At 52.2% G+C, this 23612-nt stretch carries 22 protein-coding genes; 12 read left to right on the top strand and 10 right to left on the bottom strand.

The annotated features are described in order from the left end of the window. Positions 1–35 precede the first annotated feature (35 nt). Complete coding sequence (locus J2Y43_RS28395) at positions 36–1019, bottom strand: NAD(P)-dependent oxidoreductase (RefSeq protein WP_309990511.1); 984 nt, start codon at positions 1017–1019, stop codon at positions 36–38. Positions 1020–1108: 89 nt separating this feature from the next. Between J2Y43_RS28395 and J2Y43_RS28390 the strand changes: the two genes are divergently transcribed. Further along, complete coding sequence (locus J2Y43_RS28390; RefSeq protein WP_309990508.1) at positions 1109–2083, top strand: AraC family transcriptional regulator; 975 nt, start codon at positions 1109–1111, stop codon at positions 2081–2083. 11 nt (positions 2084–2094) lie between these two features. On the opposite strand, the gene J2Y43_RS28385 is transcribed toward J2Y43_RS28390, so the two are convergent. The 3 genes from J2Y43_RS28385 to J2Y43_RS28375 form a co-directional block, all read right to left on the bottom strand. Beyond that, positions 2095–3012: a cation diffusion facilitator family transporter gene (locus J2Y43_RS28385; protein WP_309990506.1), complete on the bottom strand. Its 918-nt coding sequence runs from the start codon at positions 3010–3012 to the stop codon at positions 2095–2097. A gap of 126 nt (positions 3013–3138) precedes the next feature. Beyond that, a complete protein-coding gene (locus J2Y43_RS28380; RefSeq protein WP_309990503.1) occupies positions 3139–4260 on the bottom strand; it encodes a hypothetical protein in 1122 nt (373 codons plus the stop codon). A gap of 15 nt (positions 4261–4275) precedes the next feature. Next, entirely contained in the window at positions 4276–5589 is a 1314-nt protein-coding gene (locus J2Y43_RS28375) for a Gfo/Idh/MocA family oxidoreductase (protein WP_309990501.1), read from the bottom strand. Between the two features lie 497 nt (positions 5590–6086). On the opposite strand from J2Y43_RS28375, the gene J2Y43_RS28370 reads away from it, so the two are divergent. The 7 genes from J2Y43_RS28370 to J2Y43_RS28340 all read left to right on the top strand — a co-directional run bounded on the left by J2Y43_RS28370 (position 6087) and on the right by J2Y43_RS28340 (position 16351). After that, on the top strand, positions 6087–6635 hold the full coding sequence (locus J2Y43_RS28370) for a DUF4136 domain-containing protein (protein WP_309990499.1): 549 nt from the start codon (positions 6087–6089) through the stop codon (positions 6633–6635). Between the two features lie 131 nt (positions 6636–6766). Then, positions 6767–7777 carry a helix-turn-helix domain-containing protein gene (locus J2Y43_RS28365; protein ID WP_309990497.1) on the top strand — a complete coding sequence of 337 codons (1011 nt, stop codon included), beginning with the start codon at positions 6767–6769 and terminating at the stop codon, positions 7775–7777. Between the two features lie 193 nt (positions 7778–7970). After that, positions 7971–9593 carry a L,D-transpeptidase family protein gene (locus tag J2Y43_RS28360; protein WP_309990495.1) on the top strand — a complete coding sequence of 541 codons (1623 nt, stop codon included), beginning with the start codon at positions 7971–7973 and terminating at the stop codon, positions 9591–9593. A 149-nt stretch (positions 9594–9742) separates the two neighbouring features. Then, positions 9743–10342 carry a TetR/AcrR family transcriptional regulator gene (locus J2Y43_RS28355; protein WP_291194148.1) on the top strand — a complete coding sequence of 200 codons (600 nt, stop codon included), beginning with the start codon at positions 9743–9745 and terminating at the stop codon, positions 10340–10342. Positions 10343–10433: 91 nt separating this feature from the next. After that, a complete protein-coding gene (locus J2Y43_RS28350) occupies positions 10434–11615 on the top strand; it encodes an efflux RND transporter periplasmic adaptor subunit (protein ID WP_309990493.1) in 1182 nt (393 codons plus the stop codon). Positions 11616–11751: 136 nt separating this feature from the next. Continuing rightward, a complete protein-coding gene (locus tag J2Y43_RS28345) occupies positions 11752–14910 on the top strand; it encodes an efflux RND transporter permease subunit (RefSeq protein ID WP_309990490.1) in 3159 nt (1052 codons plus the stop codon). 19 nt (positions 14911–14929) lie between these two features. Further along, positions 14930–16351: an efflux transporter outer membrane subunit gene (locus J2Y43_RS28340; protein WP_309990485.1), complete on the top strand. Its 1422-nt coding sequence runs from the start codon at positions 14930–14932 to the stop codon at positions 16349–16351. 112 nt (positions 16352–16463) lie between these two features. Here the strand turns inward: J2Y43_RS28340 and rpiA are convergent, their stop codons facing one another. Further along, positions 16464–17144 carry a ribose-5-phosphate isomerase RpiA gene (gene rpiA / locus J2Y43_RS28335; protein ID WP_309990483.1) on the bottom strand — a complete coding sequence of 227 codons (681 nt, stop codon included), beginning with the start codon at positions 17142–17144 and terminating at the stop codon, positions 16464–16466. A 167-nt stretch (positions 17145–17311) separates the two neighbouring features. Here rpiA and J2Y43_RS28330 point away from each other — a divergent pair, with 167 nt between their 5' ends. Beyond that, the gene (locus tag J2Y43_RS28330; protein ID WP_309990481.1) at positions 17312–17536 is read left to right on the top strand and encodes a hypothetical protein; all 225 of its coding nucleotides are present in this window, start codon (positions 17312–17314) and stop codon (positions 17534–17536) included. Between the two features lie 40 nt (positions 17537–17576). Here the strand turns inward: J2Y43_RS28330 and J2Y43_RS28325 are convergent, their stop codons facing one another. From J2Y43_RS28325 to J2Y43_RS28310, 4 genes are all read right to left on the bottom strand, one after another. Continuing rightward, entirely contained in the window at positions 17577–18641 is a 1065-nt protein-coding gene (locus J2Y43_RS28325; protein WP_309990479.1) for an NADH:flavin oxidoreductase/NADH oxidase, read from the bottom strand. Between the two features lie 33 nt (positions 18642–18674). Further along, complete coding sequence (locus J2Y43_RS28320; protein WP_309990476.1) at positions 18675–19916, bottom strand: sigma-70 family RNA polymerase sigma factor; 1242 nt, start codon at positions 19914–19916, stop codon at positions 18675–18677. Between the two features lie 63 nt (positions 19917–19979). Next, positions 19980–20315: a YciI family protein gene (locus J2Y43_RS28315; RefSeq protein WP_309990474.1), complete on the bottom strand. Its 336-nt coding sequence runs from the start codon at positions 20313–20315 to the stop codon at positions 19980–19982. A gap of 56 nt (positions 20316–20371) precedes the next feature. Beyond that, on the bottom strand, positions 20372–20824 hold the full coding sequence (locus tag J2Y43_RS28310; protein WP_309990471.1) for a carboxymuconolactone decarboxylase family protein: 453 nt from the start codon (positions 20822–20824) through the stop codon (positions 20372–20374). A 228-nt stretch (positions 20825–21052) separates the two neighbouring features. Here J2Y43_RS28310 and J2Y43_RS28305 point away from each other — a divergent pair, with 228 nt between their 5' ends. Continuing rightward, complete coding sequence (locus J2Y43_RS28305) at positions 21053–21490, top strand: Rrf2 family transcriptional regulator (RefSeq protein ID WP_309990467.1); 438 nt, start codon at positions 21053–21055, stop codon at positions 21488–21490. A 54-nt stretch (positions 21491–21544) separates the two neighbouring features. Next, positions 21545–22747, top strand: a complete 1203-nt coding sequence (gene hmpA, locus J2Y43_RS28300; protein WP_309990463.1) for an NO-inducible flavohemoprotein — start codon at positions 21545–21547, stop codon at positions 22745–22747. Here hmpA and J2Y43_RS28295 read toward each other — a convergent pair whose 3' ends face one another. Next, a complete protein-coding gene (locus J2Y43_RS28295; protein WP_309990461.1) occupies positions 22748–23146 on the bottom strand; it encodes a DoxX family protein in 399 nt (132 codons plus the stop codon). It lies immediately after the preceding gene. Positions 23147–23271: 125 nt separating this feature from the next. On the opposite strand from J2Y43_RS28295, the gene J2Y43_RS28290 reads away from it, so the two are divergent. Continuing rightward, entirely contained in the window at positions 23272–23607 is a 336-nt protein-coding gene (locus tag J2Y43_RS28290) for a helix-turn-helix domain-containing protein (RefSeq protein ID WP_309990458.1), read from the top strand. Positions 23608–23612: the final 5 nt, after the last annotated feature.

Genomic DNA, 23612 nt, shown 5'->3' with positions numbered 1-23612 from the left:
ACGTAGCGTGCGCGAAGCAGGAGCTTCGCGCCATCTTACTCCACCGGAAACGGTCCTTCTTCGAATTCTTCTTCATGATATCCCTTAATCCCGATTTCCCGCGCCAGCTCGCTCCTGAAATCAGTACCATTTCGCAAACTCCGGAGTACGTGGGTAAAATCATATTCCGGCTCCCACCCCAGTTCCCGCCGTGCGCGCTCATTCACGTACACACGGTCGATTTCCGGAAATACCTTCCAGCCACGGGCATCAAAGAGCGCCTCGCATTCGGGATACAACGAGCGGATTACCGTGTGGGCATCGGTATGCAGCTGTGCCAGATGCGAAGGCGTAAACGGCGTGGTCGCCGAGATAATGTATTTGCCGAAACCAATCGTACCGGCTTTTTCCATGGCTAATAAATGCGCTGAAACGGCATCTGCAATATCGACGCGGCGGTAGAGCAATTCCAGCGCCTGTACGTTGGGCGTGTCGTAAAGCCGGCGGGTTTCCGCATTGTCGTCGTCCTCAGGGAAGAAGCGCGACGTGCGCAGGATCAGCACCGGCAAGCCGCTTTTGCGGTAAAAAAGTTCGCAAAGATTTTCCGCAGCCAGTTTGGTGACACTGTAAATGTTCTTCGGGAGCGGGACCACTTCCTCGGTAATCCATGCTGCCGGCTCTCCTTTCGCGGGGTTCATGGCCGCACCGAATGTGCTGGTGGTACTGGTAAACAAAAAGGCCGAAACACCCTGCGCTACTGCCTCTTCCAGCAAGTTGAGCGTGCCCGTGATATTGGTATTCACAAAATCCTGCTTACTGTGTGTGGCAACATGCGGCTTGTGCAGCGTAGCCGTGTGCATGACGGTGCTCACACCCCGCATCGCCGTTTTCGCAAAATCCCTGTCGGCAATATCGCCTACCAGATCGGTATATGCCGAATGCTTAATATCAATGCCTGTGGCTGCTATGCCCTCGTTTCTGAGGGTACGCATTAGTGCCTCCCCCAAATGCCCGGCACTGCCTGTTACCAGAATACTCATGATTGTTTCAAACCTGTTTTCCGGCAAAGGTAGGTACCCCGGGTTTTGAAAAATATTGGGATAGCCGATAAAAACATTGAAATTTGTGCATGGCTTATATCATTGATAATGAATCATACAGGGAAATCGCGGGCAGGAAGTTTCTTTCGCAGCCTTCGGTAGATACCTTCGAGCACGACGCGCCGCGGATACCTTTCGTGAACCACCGTGTGAAGAATATCTATGCCCGTAACTTCGGCATTATCCGTTTTCAGGCCGATTTTTTGCAGGATATGCAAATCCGCGGTATGAAAAGCGACCCGCACATCAGCCTGCATTTCCAGTTGACTGGCCATTCCAATGCACATTTCCGCGATATCCCCGGCGAGCACCCGTTGCGGCCTGCAGAGTACAATATTTATTATTCCGAAAATTTCGATTCGGATATCTTTTACAACCGGCAGAAAGGCTTTGAATACCTGGCATTGATCTTGAAAAAAGAGCATTTGCTGCAATTCCTGCAACAAAACGGCAGTCCGGTAAAACCGCTGGAAAAAGCGCTGGAAAACGGGCAGCCGCTGGCGCTTTTCGCGAAAGCGGCCCCGGTGAATGCCGAAATGCATTCGGTACTGCACCGCATATTGCACGCGCCGGTGGCCGACGATCTTTCGGAAATGTACCTGAACGGCAAAATCCTGGAACTACTCGCCCTGCAATTGCAGCAGTACAGGCAGGAGCGGGAGGTCCTCAGCCTGCACACAGCTACCGGACAAGAGTTAGCCAACATTTACGAACACCTCAACACGAATTTTCTCACGGCGCATTCCCTCGAAAGCATTGCCGAAAATTCGCGCCTATCGGAACACCAGATCCGGGAGGGTTTCAAATTGAAATACAATATCACGGTATACGGACTGATCCACGAAAAGCGGATGCTGTACGCCCGTCAATTGCTGCTCGACGGCGGCCTCACGGTCGACGAGGTGGCAGAGGCCGTAGGCTATTCTACCGGCAGCAATTTTATTCAGGCATTTAAAAGGAAATTCGGCATTACGCCCAAGCAAATGCAATTACAGCGTAACTGACGATAACTCTCTCAAATCATCCATTTACGCTCGGTGGTAAATGAAATGGTAAGCCACATTTTATAATCCCCCCGGATGCGCTCGTACAGCTCCTGCCTGATCCCGTCGAGCTCCTTCACCTGCGTATGCGCGAGTTCTTCGGGCAGCAAAAAATCGATTTCGATGGTGTAACTGCTCCCCGTTTTGGCTACGCGCACATATTCATCGATAAACCCATAATGCTTCGAGATCGCCTCGGCCTCCTGGTGGATTTTCTCTTCCACCTCGTCGTCGGGCGCGAATTGGAGCAGTTCGCGGATGTTTTTCCAGAATGTCCTGACCGGAATGCGCAGGAAAAGAATGGAAATGACGATCACCATCCCGGGATCGAGGTAGGGAATCAGGTAGGCCAAGGACGTATCCCGCAGAAAATACCCCAACGACAGCACCACGAGTACGCCTGTACTCAGCAGGGCATCGAGCTGCCACTCGGTAGCTTCAATGCGCACATATTCGGAGCGGATTTGCAGCGCTTTTCGCCTGAAATATAACCATAGCAAAAAACAGCCGATAATGGAGGCAATCAGATAGGGTAATGCAATGTCGAGCTCGACGAACTTGCCGCCGCTGATAATGTCCATGACCGACGTTGCGAGCGAGTACAAACAGAGGAAAATGATCACCGCCGATTGCAGCGTCATCGAAAAAGGCTCGAATTGCGCACGACCGAAAGGCAGGTCGTCATCATCGGGCTTTCGGATGAAGTTGTTCACCAGCAGCGATACGCCCGACAAGCTGATCCCGACCATCGAAAAAAGGGCGTCGAAAATAATGGATTTGGAATCACCGGCTATACCGACGATAATGGCCCATATCGTAAAAGCCGAACCGGTAACGATCGAAAGTTTGATCAGCCGTCGCTCCCTGAGCCGTTTTTGTCTCTCATTCATAAAGCCGGGCAAACGCAGGATACCGCGCGATCGCCCTGAATAAGTTAGAAATACCTTTAAAGGAAAGCAAGTTCCGAAGAAGGTATTACCATTTTGTAAAATCGCGGCACGGCGGCCATCGCGCCGTCATTTACCCGCACGCCCAACCCCGAACTGGTCGCCTGCGCGTACCGGCTTGCTCCCCGTAAACTGGATTTCCACCATTTTCTCGCTGGCTACATTGTTGTGAAACTCGTCCTTCAATGTGCTGATGATCCGGCGGGTTTTCACGTCGATCACCTCCCCGCTCGACGGATAGGCATACCGGCCATCCATGCTGAACGTCACCCAGCCGGGCATGTCCTGCACGGGGATCGTGGTGAGTTGCTGGTAGGGTGGCTTGGCGCTGAAAACGTGCAGCCGCATATTGTGCCCGTCACAAAGCCATATTTCCGTTTCGTCAGGTGTGAGGCCGATGCCGTGGCTTGGGTTCCCATGCCTCCGCACAGGGCCGCGCTCCCACCCTTCCACTTCGATATGCGCAATTTTGGTGCCTTTTTGAATGTCGCCTACTTCAAAGCCCAGCAGGCTGTCGACCGTGATGTAAGCCCGCGATTCGTCGGCGGTAATGGTGAATGGCCGTACGTAGTTGGCGAACGGACCCACTTTCCGGGTTAGCTCGTGCGTTTTCGGATCGGCGATGTGCAGCCACGGGCTTGCGATGTCGCCCATATACACCGCATTTCCCGAAGCACCGTAAATCGTATTATGCGCCCTTTTGTGCACATTGATTTTTTTGAGGATATCGCCCGTTTCGCAGCTGACCACATTCCAGAAACCTTTTTCCAGTGACGGCAGGTACATGGTGCGGCCGTCGGGCGAGATCGCCATCCGGTCACAGCCGCCTTCAAATGCCTTTTCCCAAACTACTTTTTCTGTCGTGAGATCGATGCGCTGCAATCCTTCGATCGTGCTCACGAAAATGCTGTTCAGCGGAAGGCTCACCGCCACACCTTTTACGTTGGAAGGTTTGCCGTTCGGATGCAGCCCGCCGGTAGCGATCCGTTTCACGAACCGGTGATTATTGTCCATATCAAAAACCAGCAGCCCGTGCCCGCCATAACCCAGGTAATCCCTGATACCGGGCGTCGCTACATACAGGTACCGCTTCGCGCCCGCGGGTTTGCCCGCCTTACGCGCCTGCTGCGTATTACCCGCGTGCGTAAGCGCGATTTGAAGGAAAATCAGCCAGAAAAAGATCCTTTTCATATTGACTATTAAAATTCAGAAGACAGAAGGCAGCTTATAGCCATTATGGTATTCCTTAGCGATCAGCTTATTGGCTTCATCATCGGTAAACTTTCCTTTTTCTTTGTCCCAATAAATCTTCTTACCCGTACGATAAGCGATGTTACCCATTTGCGAGAATACAGCGATATCCGAGCCCACCTGAATAGGCGCATTCAGATCAGTCATTTTTCTGGATTTGATAACTTCAATGAAGTTCTGTGCGTGCAAATCGAGGCCATTGTCCACCGATTTCTGGAATGCCACGGCTTCCATACGCTTGCCTTCGGGGATCACCTCCCAGCCGTCGCGGTTCAAAACGAGCGTTCCGTTGTTACCAATAAATGCAATGCCGTGCCCGCGCGCATACGGGCCACCGTCGATACCCATCGCATGCTCCCACTGGATGTTAAACTCGTCGAATTCGAATACCGTCGTGAGCGTATCGGGTGTCTCGGCGCCGGAATCCTGGTTGGCGAATTTGCCCCCGGCAGCCATAATGCTGTTGGGCGTTGCAGATTTCATTCCCAACAATGCGTAATCGAGCAAATGCACGCCCCAGTCGGTCATTAAACCGCCCGCATAATCCCAAAACCACCGGAAATTGAAGTGGAAACGGTTGGGGTTAAACTGCCTGTTCTGCGCCGGGCCGAGCCAGCTTTTATAGTCAACACCGGCCGGCGGGTTGCCGTCCGGCAGTTTGCTGATCGGATTTACCCACGCAAAATAGCCCCATACCTTCACCAGCCTGATTTTCCCCAGCTTGCCGGAATGCACAAAATCAATGGCATCGCGAAAATGCTTCTGGCTGCGTTGCCACTGGCCCACCTGCACCACACGGTTGTAACGTTGCTGAGCAGCCACCATCGCCCGGCATTCGGCAATGGAGTTGCCAATGGGTTTTTCTACATAAATATCCTTTCCGGCCTGGCAGGCCTCTACCATCATAAGGCAATGCCAGTGGTCGGGCGTACCTATCACCACCGCGTCCACATCCTTATCGGCCAGCAACTGCCGGTAATCGCCATAAGTTTTGATTTTCACCCCGCCTTTCGCCAGTTCTGCGGCGCGCTTGTCGAGCACATTTTTATCAACATCACAGAGTGCCACACATTCCGTACCCGGATTTTTGAGGATGGCATTCAGATCGGCCCAACCCATTCCGTTGATGCCAATGGCGCCAATGCGGATCTTGTCGGCGGGAGAACCCGGCGCGAAAGCGGAAACGGAAGAAGGTACAATAGCCGAGAGGCCCGCCCCTGCGGCAAGGGCGGAAGCGGTACCAAGAAAGTCACGTCGTGAATGGATCATGGATCGGTTCAGGTTGGTTGCTTTTTAAAAGTGACCCATTGACCGATATTACCCATTGCATGGGAAAGGAACGCCGGCGACGTCAAGCGTTATGTGTTCACGCCACCGGCAAAAGACGTTAAAAGGGGTTACGTGGAGTTGTTATAATACTGTGAATCAACCTGTCAAGCTCTCTCTCCATATCTTTCAGGCGGGCGAGAACGTCGATATCGCGCGTGGCAGCGTAGGAATTTTGTAAATCCCTGACTTCCTTGATCCGAAGTGCAAAACTGAGGAGCGTCATGAGTTCGTTGAATTGGTATTTCAGAATATGATGGCAAAGTAAATGCGAATCCGGCGCTTGTGTACCGGGGTTAGATGATTATAATAAAAATCTAATCCCTGTTGTACGATATGTCCTTTCGGGATATTCCACCGTCTTTTCGGGCTAACCCGCTTCCAACCGGGGAAAGTAATTTTGCATCATTCAAGTGAGTCATTATAAACACATTCGGATCATGAAAAAGAACATCATATGGGCGGTAATGGCAATGTCAGTCTTTTTTACCGCTTGCAGTACAGGTTATAAGCATCTGAAAACTTCGAAAGAAACCGGCTTCTCAGTCCGGAACTACCATACCTTCGACCTTCAATATACTTTCCCGGAGGGGGCCGACACCCTCGCCCCGCGTTTTGCGGAAAGCAAGCAGCTGGCCACGAAAATGATCACGGGAAATATGGCGGAAAAAGGTTTGGTCAAAAGCCAGAATCCGGAGCTGATGGTGAACCTGTCGGTACAATTGCAGGAAAAAACGCAAACCCGCACCACCGACTTCCGGACGGACGGCTTGCCAAGATACATGGGCCAGCGCCGCTACTCCTGGAAGAGCGAGGAGATCGAGGTAGGAAAGTACCAGGAGGGCACGCTGATCCTCGACATCATCGACACTAAAAACGACAAGCTCGTGTGGCGGAGCGGCGTGAAAGGCATTTTGCCTGAGAATACCGCAAAAGCCGAAGCCGGCCTCGCGGCGGCGATCAACGAGCTCCTGGGCAAGCTGCAATAATACACTTCCCAGGTAATTCAGGCCCGGACACCGGATAGGTGCTCCGGGCTTTTTGCTTTTGCATATATTTATGGGTCGGTCAGCCCTAACTTCCCGGACCCACATCTATCATGCCTTCTTCAAAACCGCTTATGGTCACGTACAAGAATGACGATCAATGGTTTGCCCAGATCGGTCCGCAGCTCGGTGCGACTTTCGACGAGCATTCGCTGACCTTCGATAACGAAATCGGCAAAGGTGATTTTTACCGGGTGCATATCGATCAGGGACTGCGCGTGAGGCGGGTCATCGTTCAGTTTCACAAGCCGGTGATTTTCAAGCGAAAACTCACCCACGACCCGGGCTATTATGTACTCGTTTCCAACCTCAGCGAGCAATACCTCGAAACCCGCACCGGCGAGCAGCAGTTTAGCCTGGGCTATGGAACGGAAAACGGCCTGTATTTCAGCTCGCCCCAGCTTACTGCCTCGTACACCTTCGAGCCCGGCGTACGGTACCACCTAATTTTTGTCGTGCTGACTTACGAGCGCATTCATAACTTCATTTCACGACAGCCTGAAACGCAGCAACCGTTGTTGCGCTCGTTCGCGGACGTCGACAGGCCGGTTTACCATGTCGAATGCCTTGATAGCTATTCGTTGAACCTGCTGAAAGAGATGGACAATCAAATGCACGACGGCCGCGGGAATAACCTGCTCGTTCATTCGCGTTGCCTGGAACTTTGCCACCATGTATTGCAAAAGGTAGAGCAGCGACGATCCCGGAAATCCCTGACCGCCCCAGTTCATCCTTCGGATGTATCGAAACTGAATGAAATCCGTCGGGCGCTGCTTGATAGCTATCATCTTCCCTGCCCGCCCCTGCATGTGGCCGCGCAACGTGCATTGATGTCACCCACGAAGTTCAAGAACCTTTTCAAACAGTTGTTCGGACATACTTACTATCAGTTTTACAAAAATGTCCGGATGCACAAGGCACGGGAGTTACTGCTTACGGAAAAGATGAACGCCTCGGAAGTGGGTTACCTGCTGGGCTACAACAACCTGAGCAAATTCACCAAGGCATTCAAAGACGCATTTGCCGTGACGCCAGGCAGCGTGATGTCGGCAAGGCCCTCACCCAATGTGCCGCCAGCTTTTTGAAGACAATAAAAAACCCGGAGCCAAGTATCAGCACCTTGGCGTCCGGGTAGAAATCAACAACAAAAAACCAAATCTCTCGACCGAAACTAACAGGTAGGGAGAGAGTTCACCAAATTTCATAATCCTTCGGCAGGAATGGGATTTCTAACGGCAAAGGCGCTATATTGGTGCGATTCGCGACCTTGTTATGTATATGAAGAAAATCGCATTGTTCATTGTCCTGGCCGTTGCCGGGGCCGCCTGCCGCCAGACATCCGAAAAGAAAACCGAGATCGCCGTCCGCGATACTACCATTACGGTCGAAAACTCTTTTACCGAGCTCTTTATCGATACGACAGCCCTCGCTTCTTACATCACCGCCCATTCGCTCGGCGACAGCCTGAATGCCAAGCTGCGCAGCTTTTACAACCACCGTAATTACCAGTATGCCTGGTTTTTTCCCGACGGCGTGGCCGAATTTGTCCCGATTTTCCAAAGCCTGCGGAACGACTATATTCATTATTCGGGCGACAGCACGTTGTATAATCCTTCGCTCGACAAGACCATCGATTCGCTTTCCCAGCTGAAAAAGATCAGCCCGGATAATGCATTGGTGATGGATGCGGAACTTGCATTGACGGAACAGTTTTTCCGCTATACCGACCTCGCCTACTCCGGCGACCACAAAATCAATACACAGGAACTCAACTGGTTTATTCCCCGCCGGAAATTAAACCCTGAGGTGTTTCTGGACTCACTTTTAAAAAACAAAGGGCAGAATGTCGCTTCCTACGAGCCCGTCAACAGGCACTACAACCTATTGAAACAGAAAGTTTTACAATATTATGCATTAACTAAAAGCGGAGAGCCTGACACCGTCGGCACCAACAAAAAGTTCCGCGAGGGCGACCGCGATACGCTGCTCGTGGCCTTGAAAACCCGCCTGCACCTGCTCGGCGACCTTCCAGAGCCGGACAGCACGCCGACCTTCGACTCCACGCTAGCTAACGCCGTTAGGCATTTCCAGCAGCGCGTCGGTCAAAAACAGACGGGTGTTACCGGTCCCGCATTCTTCAAAGAGCTGAATGTTCCCATAGCTAGTCGCATCCGCCAGATGCTGATCAACATGGAACGCATTCGCTGGATGCCGGCCGCCCCTCCCACCGATTACATTCTGGTAAACATCCCCGAGTTTACCCTGCACGCTTATGAAGATGGCAAATTGTCATTCGATATGGTGGTAGTGGTGGGTTCCGAGGCCAATAGTACTGTCATTTTTTCAGGTACGTTAAATCAGATCGTGTTTAGTCCCTACTGGAACGTCCCGACGAGCATTCTGAAAAAGGAAGTTTTACCGGGAATCAAGAAAAACCCGAACTACCTGGCACGACATAATATGGAGTGGAACGGCGGATCTGTGCGGCAAAAACCGGGCAAATCCAACTCGCTCGGACTGGTAAAATTCCTCTTTCCGAACAGTTATAGCATTTATTTCCACGATACGCCGAGCAAAAGTCTGTTTAACGAGAGCCAGCGGGCTTTCAGCCACGGGTGTATCCGGCTTGCCGAACCGAAGAAATTGGCGGAATGGCTCCTGCGCCGCGACAGCACCTGGACGAGCGAAAAAATCACCGCAGCCATGCATTTAGGAAAGGAAAAATATGTGCGGCTCCGCGGCAAGAATGAGGTACCCGTTTTCATTGGTTATTTCACGTCCTGGGTGGATCAACACGGTAATTTGCAGTTCCGCAAGGATGTATACGGGCACGATCGCAAGATGGAGGAAAGGTTGTTCGGCCCTACCGAAATGCCTATCGCCCAGGCTATAACTCGCTGACACAATGCCGCAGGTATGCACCCCGGGCACGGTTTTAGTCTTCGAAATATCCGAAAGCAGAGGTTACCTGCAGGTAAGCAGGTGGCGGTTGATATTCTGGAAAAGCCGCCTTACCTTTGCTAACATCGTTAGGTAAATCTTGTATTAGCATGGGAATCCTCGAACGAAAAATACGGCAGAAAGAAAATATGCGGACCAATATCCTGGCGGTAGCCATGCAATTGGTCAAAGAAGAAGGCTGGCAATCCCTGTCAATCAGGAAGATAGCCGACGCCATCGAATACAGCGTACCGGTGATCTACGATCACTTCGAAAATAAAGAAGCGATCCTCTTTGAACTTTCTATGGACGGTTTCCGGTTACTCGATAGATTGCTGGAAAAAGACAAGCGAAAATATGCGGATCCGGAAGAACGGTTAAGAGCCCACGCCGAAACTTACTGGAACTTTGCTTTCAAAAATCCCGAATACTATCAGCTCATGTACGGTTTGGGAATGCCCTGTTCAAGCCCGGGCAAAGCGAAGCCGGAGTTCAACAGCTTCCGTGAACACATTGCCGAGGCTATCGAGGGAATCGTAAAAGATAATAAATCTTCAGAAGATGAAACTTGCTTCAAAATTTATGCGTTCTGGTCAGTACTCCACGGCCTGATTTCGATCGTAATGATGCGCTGCTCGGATATCGACGACTCTCAAATGAACAAAAAAGTAATGGACGACTCTGTTAACGCTTTCATCAAGAACCTGTAATTTTTTTTCATTTTGGTTAACACCGTTAGTATTAATAACTTCACTACCTATTCACAAATAACTGATTATCACCGCAAAAAAGTCCACATCCATGAAAACCGTTCAACTAAAAAAAGCAAAAGGGCTAGCCGCTTTCCTGCTACTAGCCGCGGGCTCCGCAGCCATATATAGCTGTGGATCATCCACCGCCAACGCACCCGCTTCGGCACCGCCCGCTCAGGCGCTGCCTGTTATCACCGTTAGCGATCACGAAGTGACCGCACACCGTGAGTTCACCGCATCCATCCAAGGCAGCCGTGATATCGAAATCCGCCCGCAAGTAGATGGTTACCTCGACCGTATCTCCGTAGACGAAGGCGCATACGTACGCAAGGGACAAGTCCTGTTCCATATCGACGCCCGCCCCTATACCGAGCAACTTAATACCGCGAAAGCCAGCCTCCAATCGGCGAAGGCCGCACTGGAAAGCGCATCGATCAACGTCGAGAAGCTGACGCCGCTGGTGGCCAACAAGGTTGTCTCGGATGTACAGCTGAAAACCGCGAAAGCGGCTTACGACGCGGCCAAAGCCAATGTAGCGCAGGCACAGGCAGCCGTGGATGCAGCGAAGATCAACCTGGGATACACTTCGGTAACGGCCCCGGCCGATGGTTATATTGGTATTATCCCTTTTAAAACGGGTAGCCTCGTGGGCAAGAACAACGTAGAGGCCTTAACTGTCCTCTCGGAAACGAAAGACATCCACGTATACTTCTCGATGAGCGAGCTCGATTTCCTGGATTTCAAGCAGGAATTTGAAGGAAATACCATTGAGCAGAAGATCAAGCATATCCCGGCGGTTGAACTCGTCCTGGCCGACAACAGCATTTATCCCCAAAAAGGAAAAGTGGAAGTCGTTGAAGGACAGTTCGATAAAACCATGGGCGCGATCAACTTCCGCGCGACGTTCCCGAACGGAAACGGACTGCTGCGCTCGGGTAACACGGGCAGGATACGCATCCCGCGCCAGCTCGCAAAATCGGTGCTGATCCCGCAGGAAGCTACCTTCGAGTTGCAGGACAAGGTATTGGTTTACACCGTACTCGACAGCAACAAGGTGGAAGGCCGCCCTGTGACAGTTGCCGATCGCAGCGGACGCTACTACCTGATTTCCAAAGGCTTGAAGCCAGGCGAGAAGATCGTATACTCAGGACTTGACAGGTTGCGCGACGGAATGGCCATTGCTCCGCAGAAGATGTCGATGGACAGCTTGCTGCACGCCAATCCGATCTGACCAGCCGGGTGTAAAAGGTTCACGAATTCCACACCAATAAGCAGAGCACCATCGCATGACCGAATGCGATGGACCGCTCCCGCTTTGCCAAAACACTCGATCATGAGCCCCGCCAGCGGGGACAAATTCCAATAATATGTTTCAGAAATTTATAGAAAGGCCCGTCCTTTCGACGGTAATATCCATCCTGATATTGCTCCTGGGGATCATATCGCTCACTACGCTGCCGATCACAAAATTCCCCGACATCGCGCCGCCGACGGTTCAGGTGACCGCCGTATATCCAGGAGCGAACGCCGAAGTAGTTGCCCGCGCAGTGGCAACGCCCATCGAAGAAGCCGTGAACGGGGTTGAGAACATGACCTACATGACCTCCTCGTCCAACAACGACGGTACCATGGCCCTGAACGTGTATTTCAAGCAGGGTACCGACCCGGATATCGCTGCGGTGAACGTGCAAAACCGCGTTTCCAAAGCCGTAAGCCAGATTCCGCAAGAGGTTGTTCAAGCCGGTATTTCTACGCAAAAGCAACAAAACTCGATCATCATGTTCGTGGCGCTTTCGAGCGAGGACAGTACTTACGACGAGACGTTCCTTTTGAACTACATTAAGATTAACCTGGTGCCTCAGTTGCAACGTATACCGGGGGTCGGTCAGGCACAGCCATTCGGTACGCGCGATTATTCGATGCGTATCTGGCTCAAACCGGATCGCCTCGCAGCCTACGGATTGTCACCTCAGGAAGTAACAGGCGCCATTCGTGAGCAAAGCCTCGAAGCGGCCCCGGGCCGTTTGGGTGAAGCCAGCAAGGAGGTTTTTGAATATGTGTTGAAATACAAAGGGAAACTCACGCAAAACAAAGAGTACGAGGACATTATCATCAAAGCTAATAGTGATGGCTCGGTGATACGCCTCAAAGACGTAGCGCGGGTCGAGTTCGGTTCTTACACCTATTCTTCCAATGGTAAACTGAATGGCAATGCATCGTCCGGTGTGGCTGTATTCCAGACTGCCGGTACCAATGCGAACGACATTCTGATCCAGGCCGAGAAACTGGTGGATGATTTTTCCAAAACACTACCCAAAGGTCTGAAAACGACCATCATGTATAACTCGAAGGACTTCCTCGACGAGTCGATCAACCAGGTACGTTCGACGCTTTTCGAGGCATTCATTCTCGTGTTCATCGTCGTATTCATCTTCTTGCAGGATTTCCGCTCGACATTGATCCCCGCCATCGCGGTTCCGGTAGCGATTATCGGTACGTTCTTCTTCATGCAGCTTTTCGGCTTCACGATCAACTTCCTCACGCTCTTTGCATTGGTACTCGCGATCGGTATTGTGGTGGATGATGCCATTGTGGTCGTCGAGGCGGTACACTCGAAGATGGAACGAACGCGTCTTGGAGCCAAGAGCGCGACGATCGAGTCCATGAATGAGATCTCCGGCGCGATCATTTCGATCACCCTGGTGATGGCCGCGGTATTCGTACCGGTCGGGTTCATGCAGGGCCCGGCGGGGGTATTCTACCGGCAGTTTGCATTTACATTGGCCATAGCCATTCTCATTTCCGCGTTGAACGCGCTGACGCTCAGCCCGGCGCTTACCGCGCTGTTTCTGAAAAATCCGCATGCGGAGGAGGGCAACGATGGCAAACGGAAAGGTTTCAGCGCGCGCTTCTTCGCCGCATTCAATGCGGGCTTTGAGTCCATGACCAATCGTTATGTGAAAAGCCTGCAATTCCTGATCCGCCAGAAATGGGTGACCATTGTAGGGTTAGTAGTGATCTCGGGTACAACCTTCTGGCTGACCAAAACCACGCCAACCGGCTTCATTCCTACCGAAGACCAGGGCTTCCTCCTGTACGCGCTCAACACGCCTCCGGGCAGCTCGCTCGACCGTACCTCGAGAGCGATGGCGCAGGTGGACAGCATTGTTAAAAAGTCCCCGATTGCCGATCAGCGCTACATTGTGGAAGGGATGAACATCATTTCGAACTCCAACGCGTCGCCTTACGGGGTAGGATTTATCCGCATGAAACCGAAAGAACAACGCGGCGAAGTGCAGGATTTCAACCAGATCGTGGGCATGATGTCGCAGCAGGTACGTTCCGTGAACGACGCGAATGCGTTCTTCTTCACCTTCCCTACCGTGGATGGTTTCGGTAACGTCAGTGGTTTCGAGTTCATGCTGCAAGACCGCGGAAACGGTTCTCTGGAAAAACTCAGCAACACGACCAACGCATTCATCGGTGCATTGATGCAACGTCCGGAGATCGCCTATGCATTCACCACATTCGCGACCGGCAACCCGCAATTCCAGCTGGAAGTGGATAATGCCAAAGCGAAACAGCTGAATGTACCCGTGAACGAATTGCTGCAGACGCTGCAAATCTACTATGGTTCAAGCTTTGTATCGGATTTCAACCGGTTTGGGAAATACTACCGCGTGATGGCGCAGGCTGACCCCACCTACCGTAAAAATCCGCAGTCGCTGGATGGAATTTATGTCAAAAATACCGAGGGTGAAATGGTACCGGCTAATCAGCTGGTGAGGCTGAAACGGGTGTTCGGTCCCGAAACCGTGACCCGCAACAACTTGTACAATGCGGTGATGATCAACGGAACGCCGAAGCCAGGTTACAGTACCGGTGACGCCATCCGCGCCGTGCAGGAAACTGCCGAAAAGGTGTTGCCGAACAACTACAAAACCGAATGGACCGGTATGACACGCGAAGAGATCAATTCGGGCTCACAGATCATCCTGATCTTCGTATTGAGTTTGGTGTTCGTATACTTCCTGCTCGCGGCACAATATGAAAGCTACATCCTGCCATTGGCCGTGATCCTGACGATTCCGCTGGGTGTGTTCGGCTCGATGCTGTTCATCAACTGGATGGGCATTGAAAACAATATCTACGTGCAGGTCGGATTGATCATGCTTGTGGGGCTACTCGCGAAGAACGCGATCCTGATCATCGAGTACGCCGTTCAGCGTCGCGAGGCGGGCATGAGCATTGTCGAGTCGGCATTGGAAGCCTCACGCCTGCGTCTGCGCCCGATCCTGATGACCTCGTTCGCATTCATCGTCGGTCTGTTGCCGCTGATGCGCGCGACCGGTGGTTCAGCGCTAGGTAACCGTTCGATCGGTACCGGTGCAGTAGGTGGAATGCTCACGGGGGTAATCTTCGGGGTATTTGTGATCCCGGTGCTGTACGTGATCTTCCAGTATTTGCAGGAAAAAGTCGTCAAAAAGCCGGTTAAACCGGAGCTTGTAGAGGCGGAAGCGCAGTAGTTTATTTTAGAATAACATCATGAAAAATACATTCAGATTAACGCAAATACCCGTTCTGATCACGTTGGTAACCCTGCTCGCCTCTTGCAAGGTGAGCAAGGACTACCAGCGCCCGGAACTGGCACTGCCCACCGAATACCGCAATGTTCCTTACGGCGACACCGCCACCATTGCGGACATGGGCTGGAAGGAATTCTTCCCCGATACGACGCTGCAACGGCTCATCGAGCGCGGCATTACCTACAATTATGACCTGCAAATTGCCCTGAAACGCATCGACATCGCGCAACAGCAAGTAAAGCAGGCTAAAATGCTGCAACTGCCCCGCCTCGACCTGCGCATTGCGGGCACGTACAACCGCCCTTCGAGCAACAGCTTGAACGGGATCAGCGCGAGCAGCTTCCTCGGTGCGAAACACATCGAGAACTACATTACAGCCGTGGATTTATCGTGGGAAGCCGATATATGGGGCAAAATCCGCCGCCAGCAGCAAGCAACCATGGGCCAGTACCTGCGAACTTATGAAGCGACCAAAGCCGTGCAAACGCGCCTGGTAGCCGATATTGCCAAAGGGTTTTTCAATTTATTAATGCTCGATAAACAGCTCGAAGTGGCCAAACACAACCTCGAACTGAGCAATAATACCTTGAAACTGACGACCCTGCTCAAAGATGCCGGCGAAGTAACGTCGCTCTCGGTGCAACAGTCGGAAGCACAACGCGAGGCCATTGCATTGCTCATTCCGCAGCTCGAACAGGACATTGCCATCCAGGAAAATGCATTGCAGGTCCTGACCGGACAAGTGCCGAATGCGATCGAGCGGAAAGTGAAACTGGCCGATTTCAAAGCGAACGACAGCCTGGCCACCGGCGTTCCGGCGGCATTGGTAAGCCGCCGCCCCGATGTGCGTGCGGCCGAAATGTCGGTACTCGTAGCGAATGCGCAGCTGGGCGTCGCGCAGGCGAGCATGTATCCGTCGCTCATCATCTCGGCGAGCGGAGGTATCGAATCGTTCAAATCGAGCAACTGGTTTAATATTCCGGGTTCACTGTTCGGCATTGCGGCCGGTACCATTGCGCGGCCGATTTTTGCCAGACGCCAGTTGAAAACCAACCTGGAAGTAGCCAAAATCGAACGTGAGCAATCGGTACTCGAATTCCGCCAGTCGGTATTGAATGCGGTGGGTGAAGTTTCGAACTCGCTCGTTCAAACCCAGAAACTGAAAGAACAGGAAGCCATCGCCAGCAACCAAGTCAACATTCTGACGCAAGCCATTTCGAATGCGCAATTGCTGTACCAGAGCGATATGGCCAATTACCTGGAAGTGATCACCGCGCAAGGCAATGCATTGCAGGCGGAACTCAACCTCGCATTCATCCGCAGCCAGTCGCTCGTAGCGCGCGTAGATCTCTACCGCAGTCTCGGTGGCGGCTGGAAATAAGCATTCCAATCAGACCTACATACACTATGGTTAGCGTCTTTGTTAAGTGTAGTTAAGCACAAAAAGCCGTTGGACTCGATCCGACGGCTTTTGTAATGTATACCCAATGTTGTCAGGGCTTTGTGAATGTCTCGGTAATGTCATCAACACCCATAATTACCGTAGTAGCTATGTCGATAAACAACCCGTGCTCCACCACACCGACAATGCGGGTTAGCTGGTCGGCCAGCAGAGCGGGGTCCTGAATTAACCCAAAGTCCCCGTCGATCAGCACATTACCTTGCTCGGTGATCAATGGTTTGCCATCCACCAGCCGGGTTTTCCCCGTTCCATTCAGCTTCTTAATCTGGGCTAAAACATAGTTCTGCGCATAAGGAATCACCTCGATCGGCACCGTAAACTTGCCCAGGAACTCGACTTTTTTAGTAGAATCCGTGATAATGATCTCCTGTTTCGAAAGCGAAGCCACGACCTTTTCCTTTAACAGAAAGCTGCCGCCGCCTTTGATCAACTGCAAATCGGCAGTAAACTCATCGGCGCCGTCGATCGTAATATCGATCGAATCCACGTCTTCGATTTTCAGCAAAGGAATATTCAGCGACTCCGCCAGCTCCCGCGTCTTTTCCGACGTAGGTACGCCTTTGATATCCAGCCCATTCTTCACCAGTTCACCGATTTCAGCAATCGCGATGTAAGCGGAGCTCCCCGAGCCGAGGCCGACGATCTGGCCATTGGAAAGGTATTTGACCGCTTCTTTGGCGGCTAGTGTTTTTTCGTGTTTGAGGTCTTTCATATGTGTCGTCTACCACAATAGTAAAGAAAATCTATTTTTCTGATAGGAAAACCCGTTTACAGGGCAAGGTTTTTGCATTAAAGGTGGTAAAGGGAGATCGCTTACCACCTACGGCCGTATTTTTTTTAGACAAATCACTCATAAACAACAGCCTTATGCCCAAATATATGCTTACCATATCAGCGAAAAAAGATGGGGTAATTTTAACCAATTCGTACAATTTCGAAGCAAAAATGTGCTTCTCCGAAGACACGCTGATTAACGATTTTCATAAATTTAATCCGGGCCACGAAGATATTCGTGTAATCTCTTACATTGAAATTGCCACCGACCTTCGGATGACGCCCATCATCGATAATTCGTCCATCCTGAGCAAGCTCGCTTACGCGTAAGGCAGTGGCCGGAAAGTGATCCATGCGGCAAAGGCTCCTTTTACCACTTAGCCCGCTCATACTGCACCGGCCACGCAACGGTTTCTTTCAAATCCCGCGCAGCTTCCAGTGGGAAGTACGGGTTCCGCAAAATCTCCCGTGCCATAATAATCATATCCGCATCGCCATTCACCAGAATCGTTTCGGCCTGGATGGAATTGGTGATCATACCCACGGTACCGGTGAGAATGCCTGTTTCACGCTTAATGCGTGAAGCGAACGGGAGCTGGTACGCCGGACCGACCGGAATTTGCTGGTGGGCAGCCAGACCGCCCGTCGACACGTCGATCAGGTCAATGCCTTTTTCTTGGAGAATCTGTGCGAGTTGCACGGATTCATCGGCATTCCAGCCGCCTTCGGCCCAGTCGGTGGCGGAAATGCGGGTAAATAGCGGCAAATCGGCCGGCCATACTGTTTGGATGCCGTCGATAATGCGGAGCAGCAGGCGAATGCGATTTTCGAAGCTGCCGCCATATTCGTCGGTACGGTGGTTGCTGAGCGGCGACAGAAACTGGTGCACCAGGTAGCCGTGCGCGGCATGGATTTCGACCACCTTGAAACCGGCCTGCAATGCGCGTCGGGCAGCAGCGGTAAAGTCCGAAACCACTTTATCGATACCGGCCAGATCCAGCGCAACGGGTTTGGGATAGGTATCCGAAAACTGAATAGCCGACGGCGCTACGGTTTGCCACCCGCCCTGGTTTTGAGGCACTTCGGCACGACCTTTCCAGGGAACTGCCGTACTGGCCTTCCTGCCCGCATGGGCGAGCTGCACGCCCGGCACGCATCCTTGCGCGCTGATGAACGCGGTAATTTGTGAGAGTTTTTCGATATGCTCATCCTTCCAGATCCCCAGATCCTCGGACGAAATCCGGCCTTCGGGCGATACGCCGGTGGCTTCCGTGATGATCAGCCCCGCTCCGCCTACGGCGCGACTGCCGAGATGGACAAGGTGCCAGTCGCTGGCGAAACCATCGACGGACGAATACTGACACATGGGTGAAACGGCGATCCGGTTTTTGAACTGGACACTTTTAATAGTAACAGGTGAAAATAGCTTTGACATGTCTGCAAGATTAGATTGGCCTAATATAGAATATCAACCCGCATTATCCTGCAAACGTGCGATATTCCTGAACAGGATTGCCTTATCCGACTCCGAATGTGCGAGCTTGATGGCCGTTTCATAATGCGCCACAGCCTGCGCTTTGTCGATGCCGGCGTAGAGATTACCGAGCAGTGAATAGTAAAAATGGTTGTTGGTCAGGTTCAAACGCTCCGCTTCTGCGATCCCCGCTTCCTTTCCGTGGACTTTGGCCAAAGCATAAATGCGGTTCAATGCGGCAACAGGTGAATATTCGATGGCCAACAAATGGTTGTACAGGTCGAGAATGCTTTCCCACTTTTCGGGAGAATCCTCTTTGTGGGTATGCCAATAGGCAATACCGGCTTCGAGGTGGTAGCGGCTGAGTTTATCGCCCGTGGAAGCACGGCTAAGGTAATATGTTCCGCGCTCGATCAGTTCCCGGTTCCATAGCGACTCGTCCTGGTCCTCATAAAGCACCATTTCGCCGTTCTGATTCGTGCGGGCCTCGAATCGCGACGAATGGAAGCACATCAGCGACAGCAATGCGCTTACCTCAGGGCGATCGGTGAGCTCGCTTTCCATTAAAAGAAAGTTGAGCCGTATGGCCTCCGCGCAAAGTTCCTTGCGTAATGTGGTATTCTGGGAAATAGAATAGTAACCTTCGGAATAAAGCAGATAAATGGTCGTCAGCACGGTTTCCAGCCGGTCGGTGATCTCGGTCGCGCTCGGAGCTGCGATGCTGATCTCACCTTCTTTCAGCTTCTCCTTCGCGCGCTGGATACGCTTGTACACGACCTCCTTGTTCAGCAAAAACGCATCCGCGATTTCCTGGACGCCAAATCCGCAAAGCAGGTTCAGCGCGAGCGCCACCTGAGAATCAGCGGGTATCAACGGGTTGCAAACCGCGAAAATCATCGCCAACTGGCTGTCCGTGATGTTCCTCGGCGACATATCGATCTCTATTTCAGCCTCTTTGTCAGACGAGTAGCGGATCTCCGACGCCACTTTCTGTTCGAACAGCGCATTACGCTTCAAATGATTTTTCGTCCGGTTCTTGGCCACGGTGTACAGCCAGGCAGCCGGGTTTTCGGGGACGCCCTTAATGGCCCACGTTTCCGCAGCGGCCAAAAATGTGTCGCTCGCAATGTCCTCGGCGATCTCGACGTGCTCGATCCCGAAAAGGTAGCACAGCACAGCAACGAGTTTGCGGTATTCGGTCCTGAAAAGGTGTGGCAGCAGCTCTTTTTCCTCCATGAAAGTAAGGTCCGGCGGGAAAGCCGGACCTCGCAAATATCAAAAAGGATCAGCAAACTGCAATCAGAGCGCCTTCCGGATTTCCACATTCCCACCGAATTCCAGAATCGGCACGGTTTTGGCGAGCTCGGCCGCCTCTTCGTAGTCCGTCGCGCGGATGATCACCGCCCCGCCGATCGTCTCCTTGATTTCGGCATAGGGGCCATTCAGCACGGTCTTCTGCGCGTTCACCACCAGGCCCTCCCCATCCCACCGCCTGCGAAGCACGATCCGGCCTTCGGCGGTCATCCTGTCGTACCAGGCATGCCATTTCTCAAAATGCTCCTGCAACTGTTCCGGGGATGGCTGATTTTCCTTGTCCTTGAAATCGCGCCGGAATACCAATAAGAACTCGTCCATAATGTGGTTATGTTTTAAAGTGTCTGAATGCGAAAGCTAATCAGTTTTGTTCAAAATCAACCGAACTGGCCTACACGATAGGTACCGATCGCCGCCGGGAATGCGATATTGATGCTGTTCCAGCTCCTGATTGCCGAAACGACCATCGTCAGGTCCACGATTTCCTCTTCGGTAAACTGCGCCGATACCTCTTTGTATACCTCGTCGGTCACATGCAAGGCATTAACGGCCTCGGCCCACGCAAATGCGGCGCGCTCGCGATCGGTGTAGTAAGGAGCCTCGCGCCACGCGCTCAACCCGTACAGGCGCTGCTCGGTTTCGCCCATCGCCCGCAGCTCTTTGGAATGCATATCCAGGCAGTAAGCGCATCCGTTGATCTGAGAAATACGGAAGTCGATCAGCTCCACCAACTGGCGGCCAAGCGTCGATTTTTTGATATAGCCATTCAGGTTAAAAAGCGGCTTTACTGCATTTTGTCCTTTTTCGAAGAAATTAAGTCTGGTTTCCATTTTGAGAATTTTTTGAGTTAAAAAACCTAATGACAACCAGGCTTTCAGATCTGGACAGGAATTGGAAAAAATTTTTTAAAAAATTTCAAGTTTCACAAAAAATGACCCGAAGGCATCGCTAGAAAGCTTTCTGGCGATGCGCAAACAATAAAAGACAAAAATATCTTTTATTAACTACTCAGTGATTACCTTTGCGGCAGGTAAGCGGCGAAATACCTGAATCAATCCATGGGAATATTTTCAAAAACATGCGAGTATGCGATGCGGGCGGTGTTTTACATTGCTCAAAAGTCGGAGGAAGGCCAGAAGGTCGGAATCCGCGAGATTGCCGTGCATATCAACTCGCCTGAACCATTCCTGGCCAAAATCCTGCAAAAGCTAAGTAAAGACGGGCTTATCCTGTCTTCGAAAGGCCCTAACGGGGGATTTTATGTGGATTCTGGAGGCTTGCAACGCCCCCTGGCCGACATTGTCCAGGCCATTGAAGGCGACAGCATTTTCACCGGCTGCGGAATGGGCCTCAGCTATTGCTCGGAGGCCAACCCGTGTCCGCTGCACAACGATTTCAAAAAGATCAGGGGTCAGATCGTGGTCATGCTGCAAAATACCTCCATCGGTAAGTTCAATGAAGGGCTCCTCGCCGGGCATCTTACCCTCAACAAATAATATTTTTTACCCAAATAAAGGATAAAAACGTCCTTTATTTTAAACTTCAAATTCATGTCCCCACTACAAAAAGACCTCGTAAAATCCACAGTACCAGTCCTGAAAGAGCACGGCGTATTGCTTACCACCCATTTTTACAACCGGATGTTTACGCACAACCCGGAGTTGAAGCACCTTTTCAACATGGGTAACCAACAAAATAAACGTCAACAAACCGCCCTTGCCATGGCCGTATTGGCCTATGCAGAGCATATCGAAGACCCGTCGGTGCTCCTGCCAGTTGTCGATACGATCGGACACAAGCATGCGAGCCTGCACATACGCCCGGAGCATTACGCGATTGTAGGCCGGCACCTCATCGCCTCCATTGCCGAAGTACTCGGCGAGGCAGCCACGCCAGAGCTGCTCGACGCGTGGGCCGTCGCATATAACCAGCTGGCAACGCTTATGAGCGGGCACGAGCAAAAGCTGTATGACGAAAAAGTGAGCGTGCCGGGTGGCTGGTCGGGCTGGCGGCCCTTCGTCGTACGCAAAAAAGTGAAGGAATCGGACGAGATCACTTCTTTCTACCTCTACCCGGTCGATGGTGGCGGGGTGGCCGATTTTAAACCTGGCCAATACATCAGCATACGCCTGTTTCTTCCCGAAATCAACCTCCAACAGCCAAGGCAATACAGCCTTTCGAGCGCGCCGAATAGCGAATTCTACCGCATTTCAGTGAAGCGTGAAACAGGTAGTCAGCACCCCGACGGCATGATCAGCAACCGCCTGCACGATTTCGTCGAACCCGGCGACGTGGTCGACCTTTCGGCACCGTCCGGCAATTTCACCTTACAGGCGGAGGGCGGCAAACCGCAGGTATTTATCAGCGGCGGCGTGGGCCAGACCCCGTTAATATCCATGCTCGAAACCCTCGTACGCACCGAAGCGACTGCGCCCATCACGTGGGTACACGGGTGCCGCAACGAGCAGGTACACGCGTTCAAGGCCGATTTGCATGCCATTTCCGAAGCCGTGGCCAACGTTGAAAAACATTTTTTCTACGACTCCGCCGATAAACTGGCCGCGAACGAATACCTCGGCTGGGTATCCCTCGACCAGCTTCCGGAAGAAGCATTGCATCCCGATGCCAAATACTACATCTGCGGCCCTGGTCCGTTCATTCGCCAGCATTACGGCTACCTGATCGACCGTGGCATCGAGCAGTCGAACATCCATTTTGAAGAATTCGGCCCGCTTTCATTGTCGGTCAACTAACTAGCAAAGGGAGGCAGCCCCCTCCTGCCTCCCCCATGCCACCCATGCTGCAAGCGCGCCGAAAACAATGTTAAAAACGGGTGACTCGCCCCTGGAAAGGTGAAACACCATCGCACAAACCATGAGCACTACCACTCCCGCAGCGGCAACAAAGGTGAATGCAGGACGAATGTTCGTCAGCGCCGGTAGCACCAGGCCCACACCCGCCAGCAAATCGGCGATGCCCGTCAGCTTCACCAGCAGCGGCGGTACCTGCCCCGTCCACGGCCAGATGGCCGACAGCGCTTCTGCGGGTTGAAACAGTTTCATCCAGGCACCCCAAACAAGCGTTACCGATAACAGTACCTGCGTCAGCCACAATGCAATATGCAGCCCCTTCGAAAATTTCCTGATTGCCATAAAAATGATGTTTTGTGAGGAAGCAAAAGTATTTATCTTCGCTATCCGTTCGAAAGTACTTTCCCTGTCGGATAGTACTTTCCAATTGGATAGTAACGCAAACCATCTTTCACCAAATACTTGAAATGCTGACAGGAAACGGCTGCCCCAAAACCGCATTATCGATCCGCGATGCGCTCGAAGCGCTGGAAGGGCGATGGAAATTACTGATACTCTTTGCGCTATCGTCGGGGCCCAAGCGGTTCAGGCAACTCTCCGCCGAAGTTACCGGCATTACCGACAAGGTTCTATCCAAAGAACTGAAAGCATTGGAAATGAACCGGCTGATCAACCGGCAGGTTTTCGATACTTTCCCTCCGACCGTCGAATACTCCATCACCGAACACGGCGCTTCGCTCGAAAAAGTGCTGGAAGAGCTGCATTACTGGGGGCTGGCGCACCGGGCGAAGATTATCGGGTAACCCGC

The organism is Dyadobacter sp. BE31 (assembly GCF_031457695.1).
Classification (GTDB): Bacteria; Bacteroidota; Bacteroidia; order Cytophagales; family Spirosomataceae; genus Dyadobacter.
This window is presented reverse-complemented; position numbering and strand designations above follow the sequence as displayed.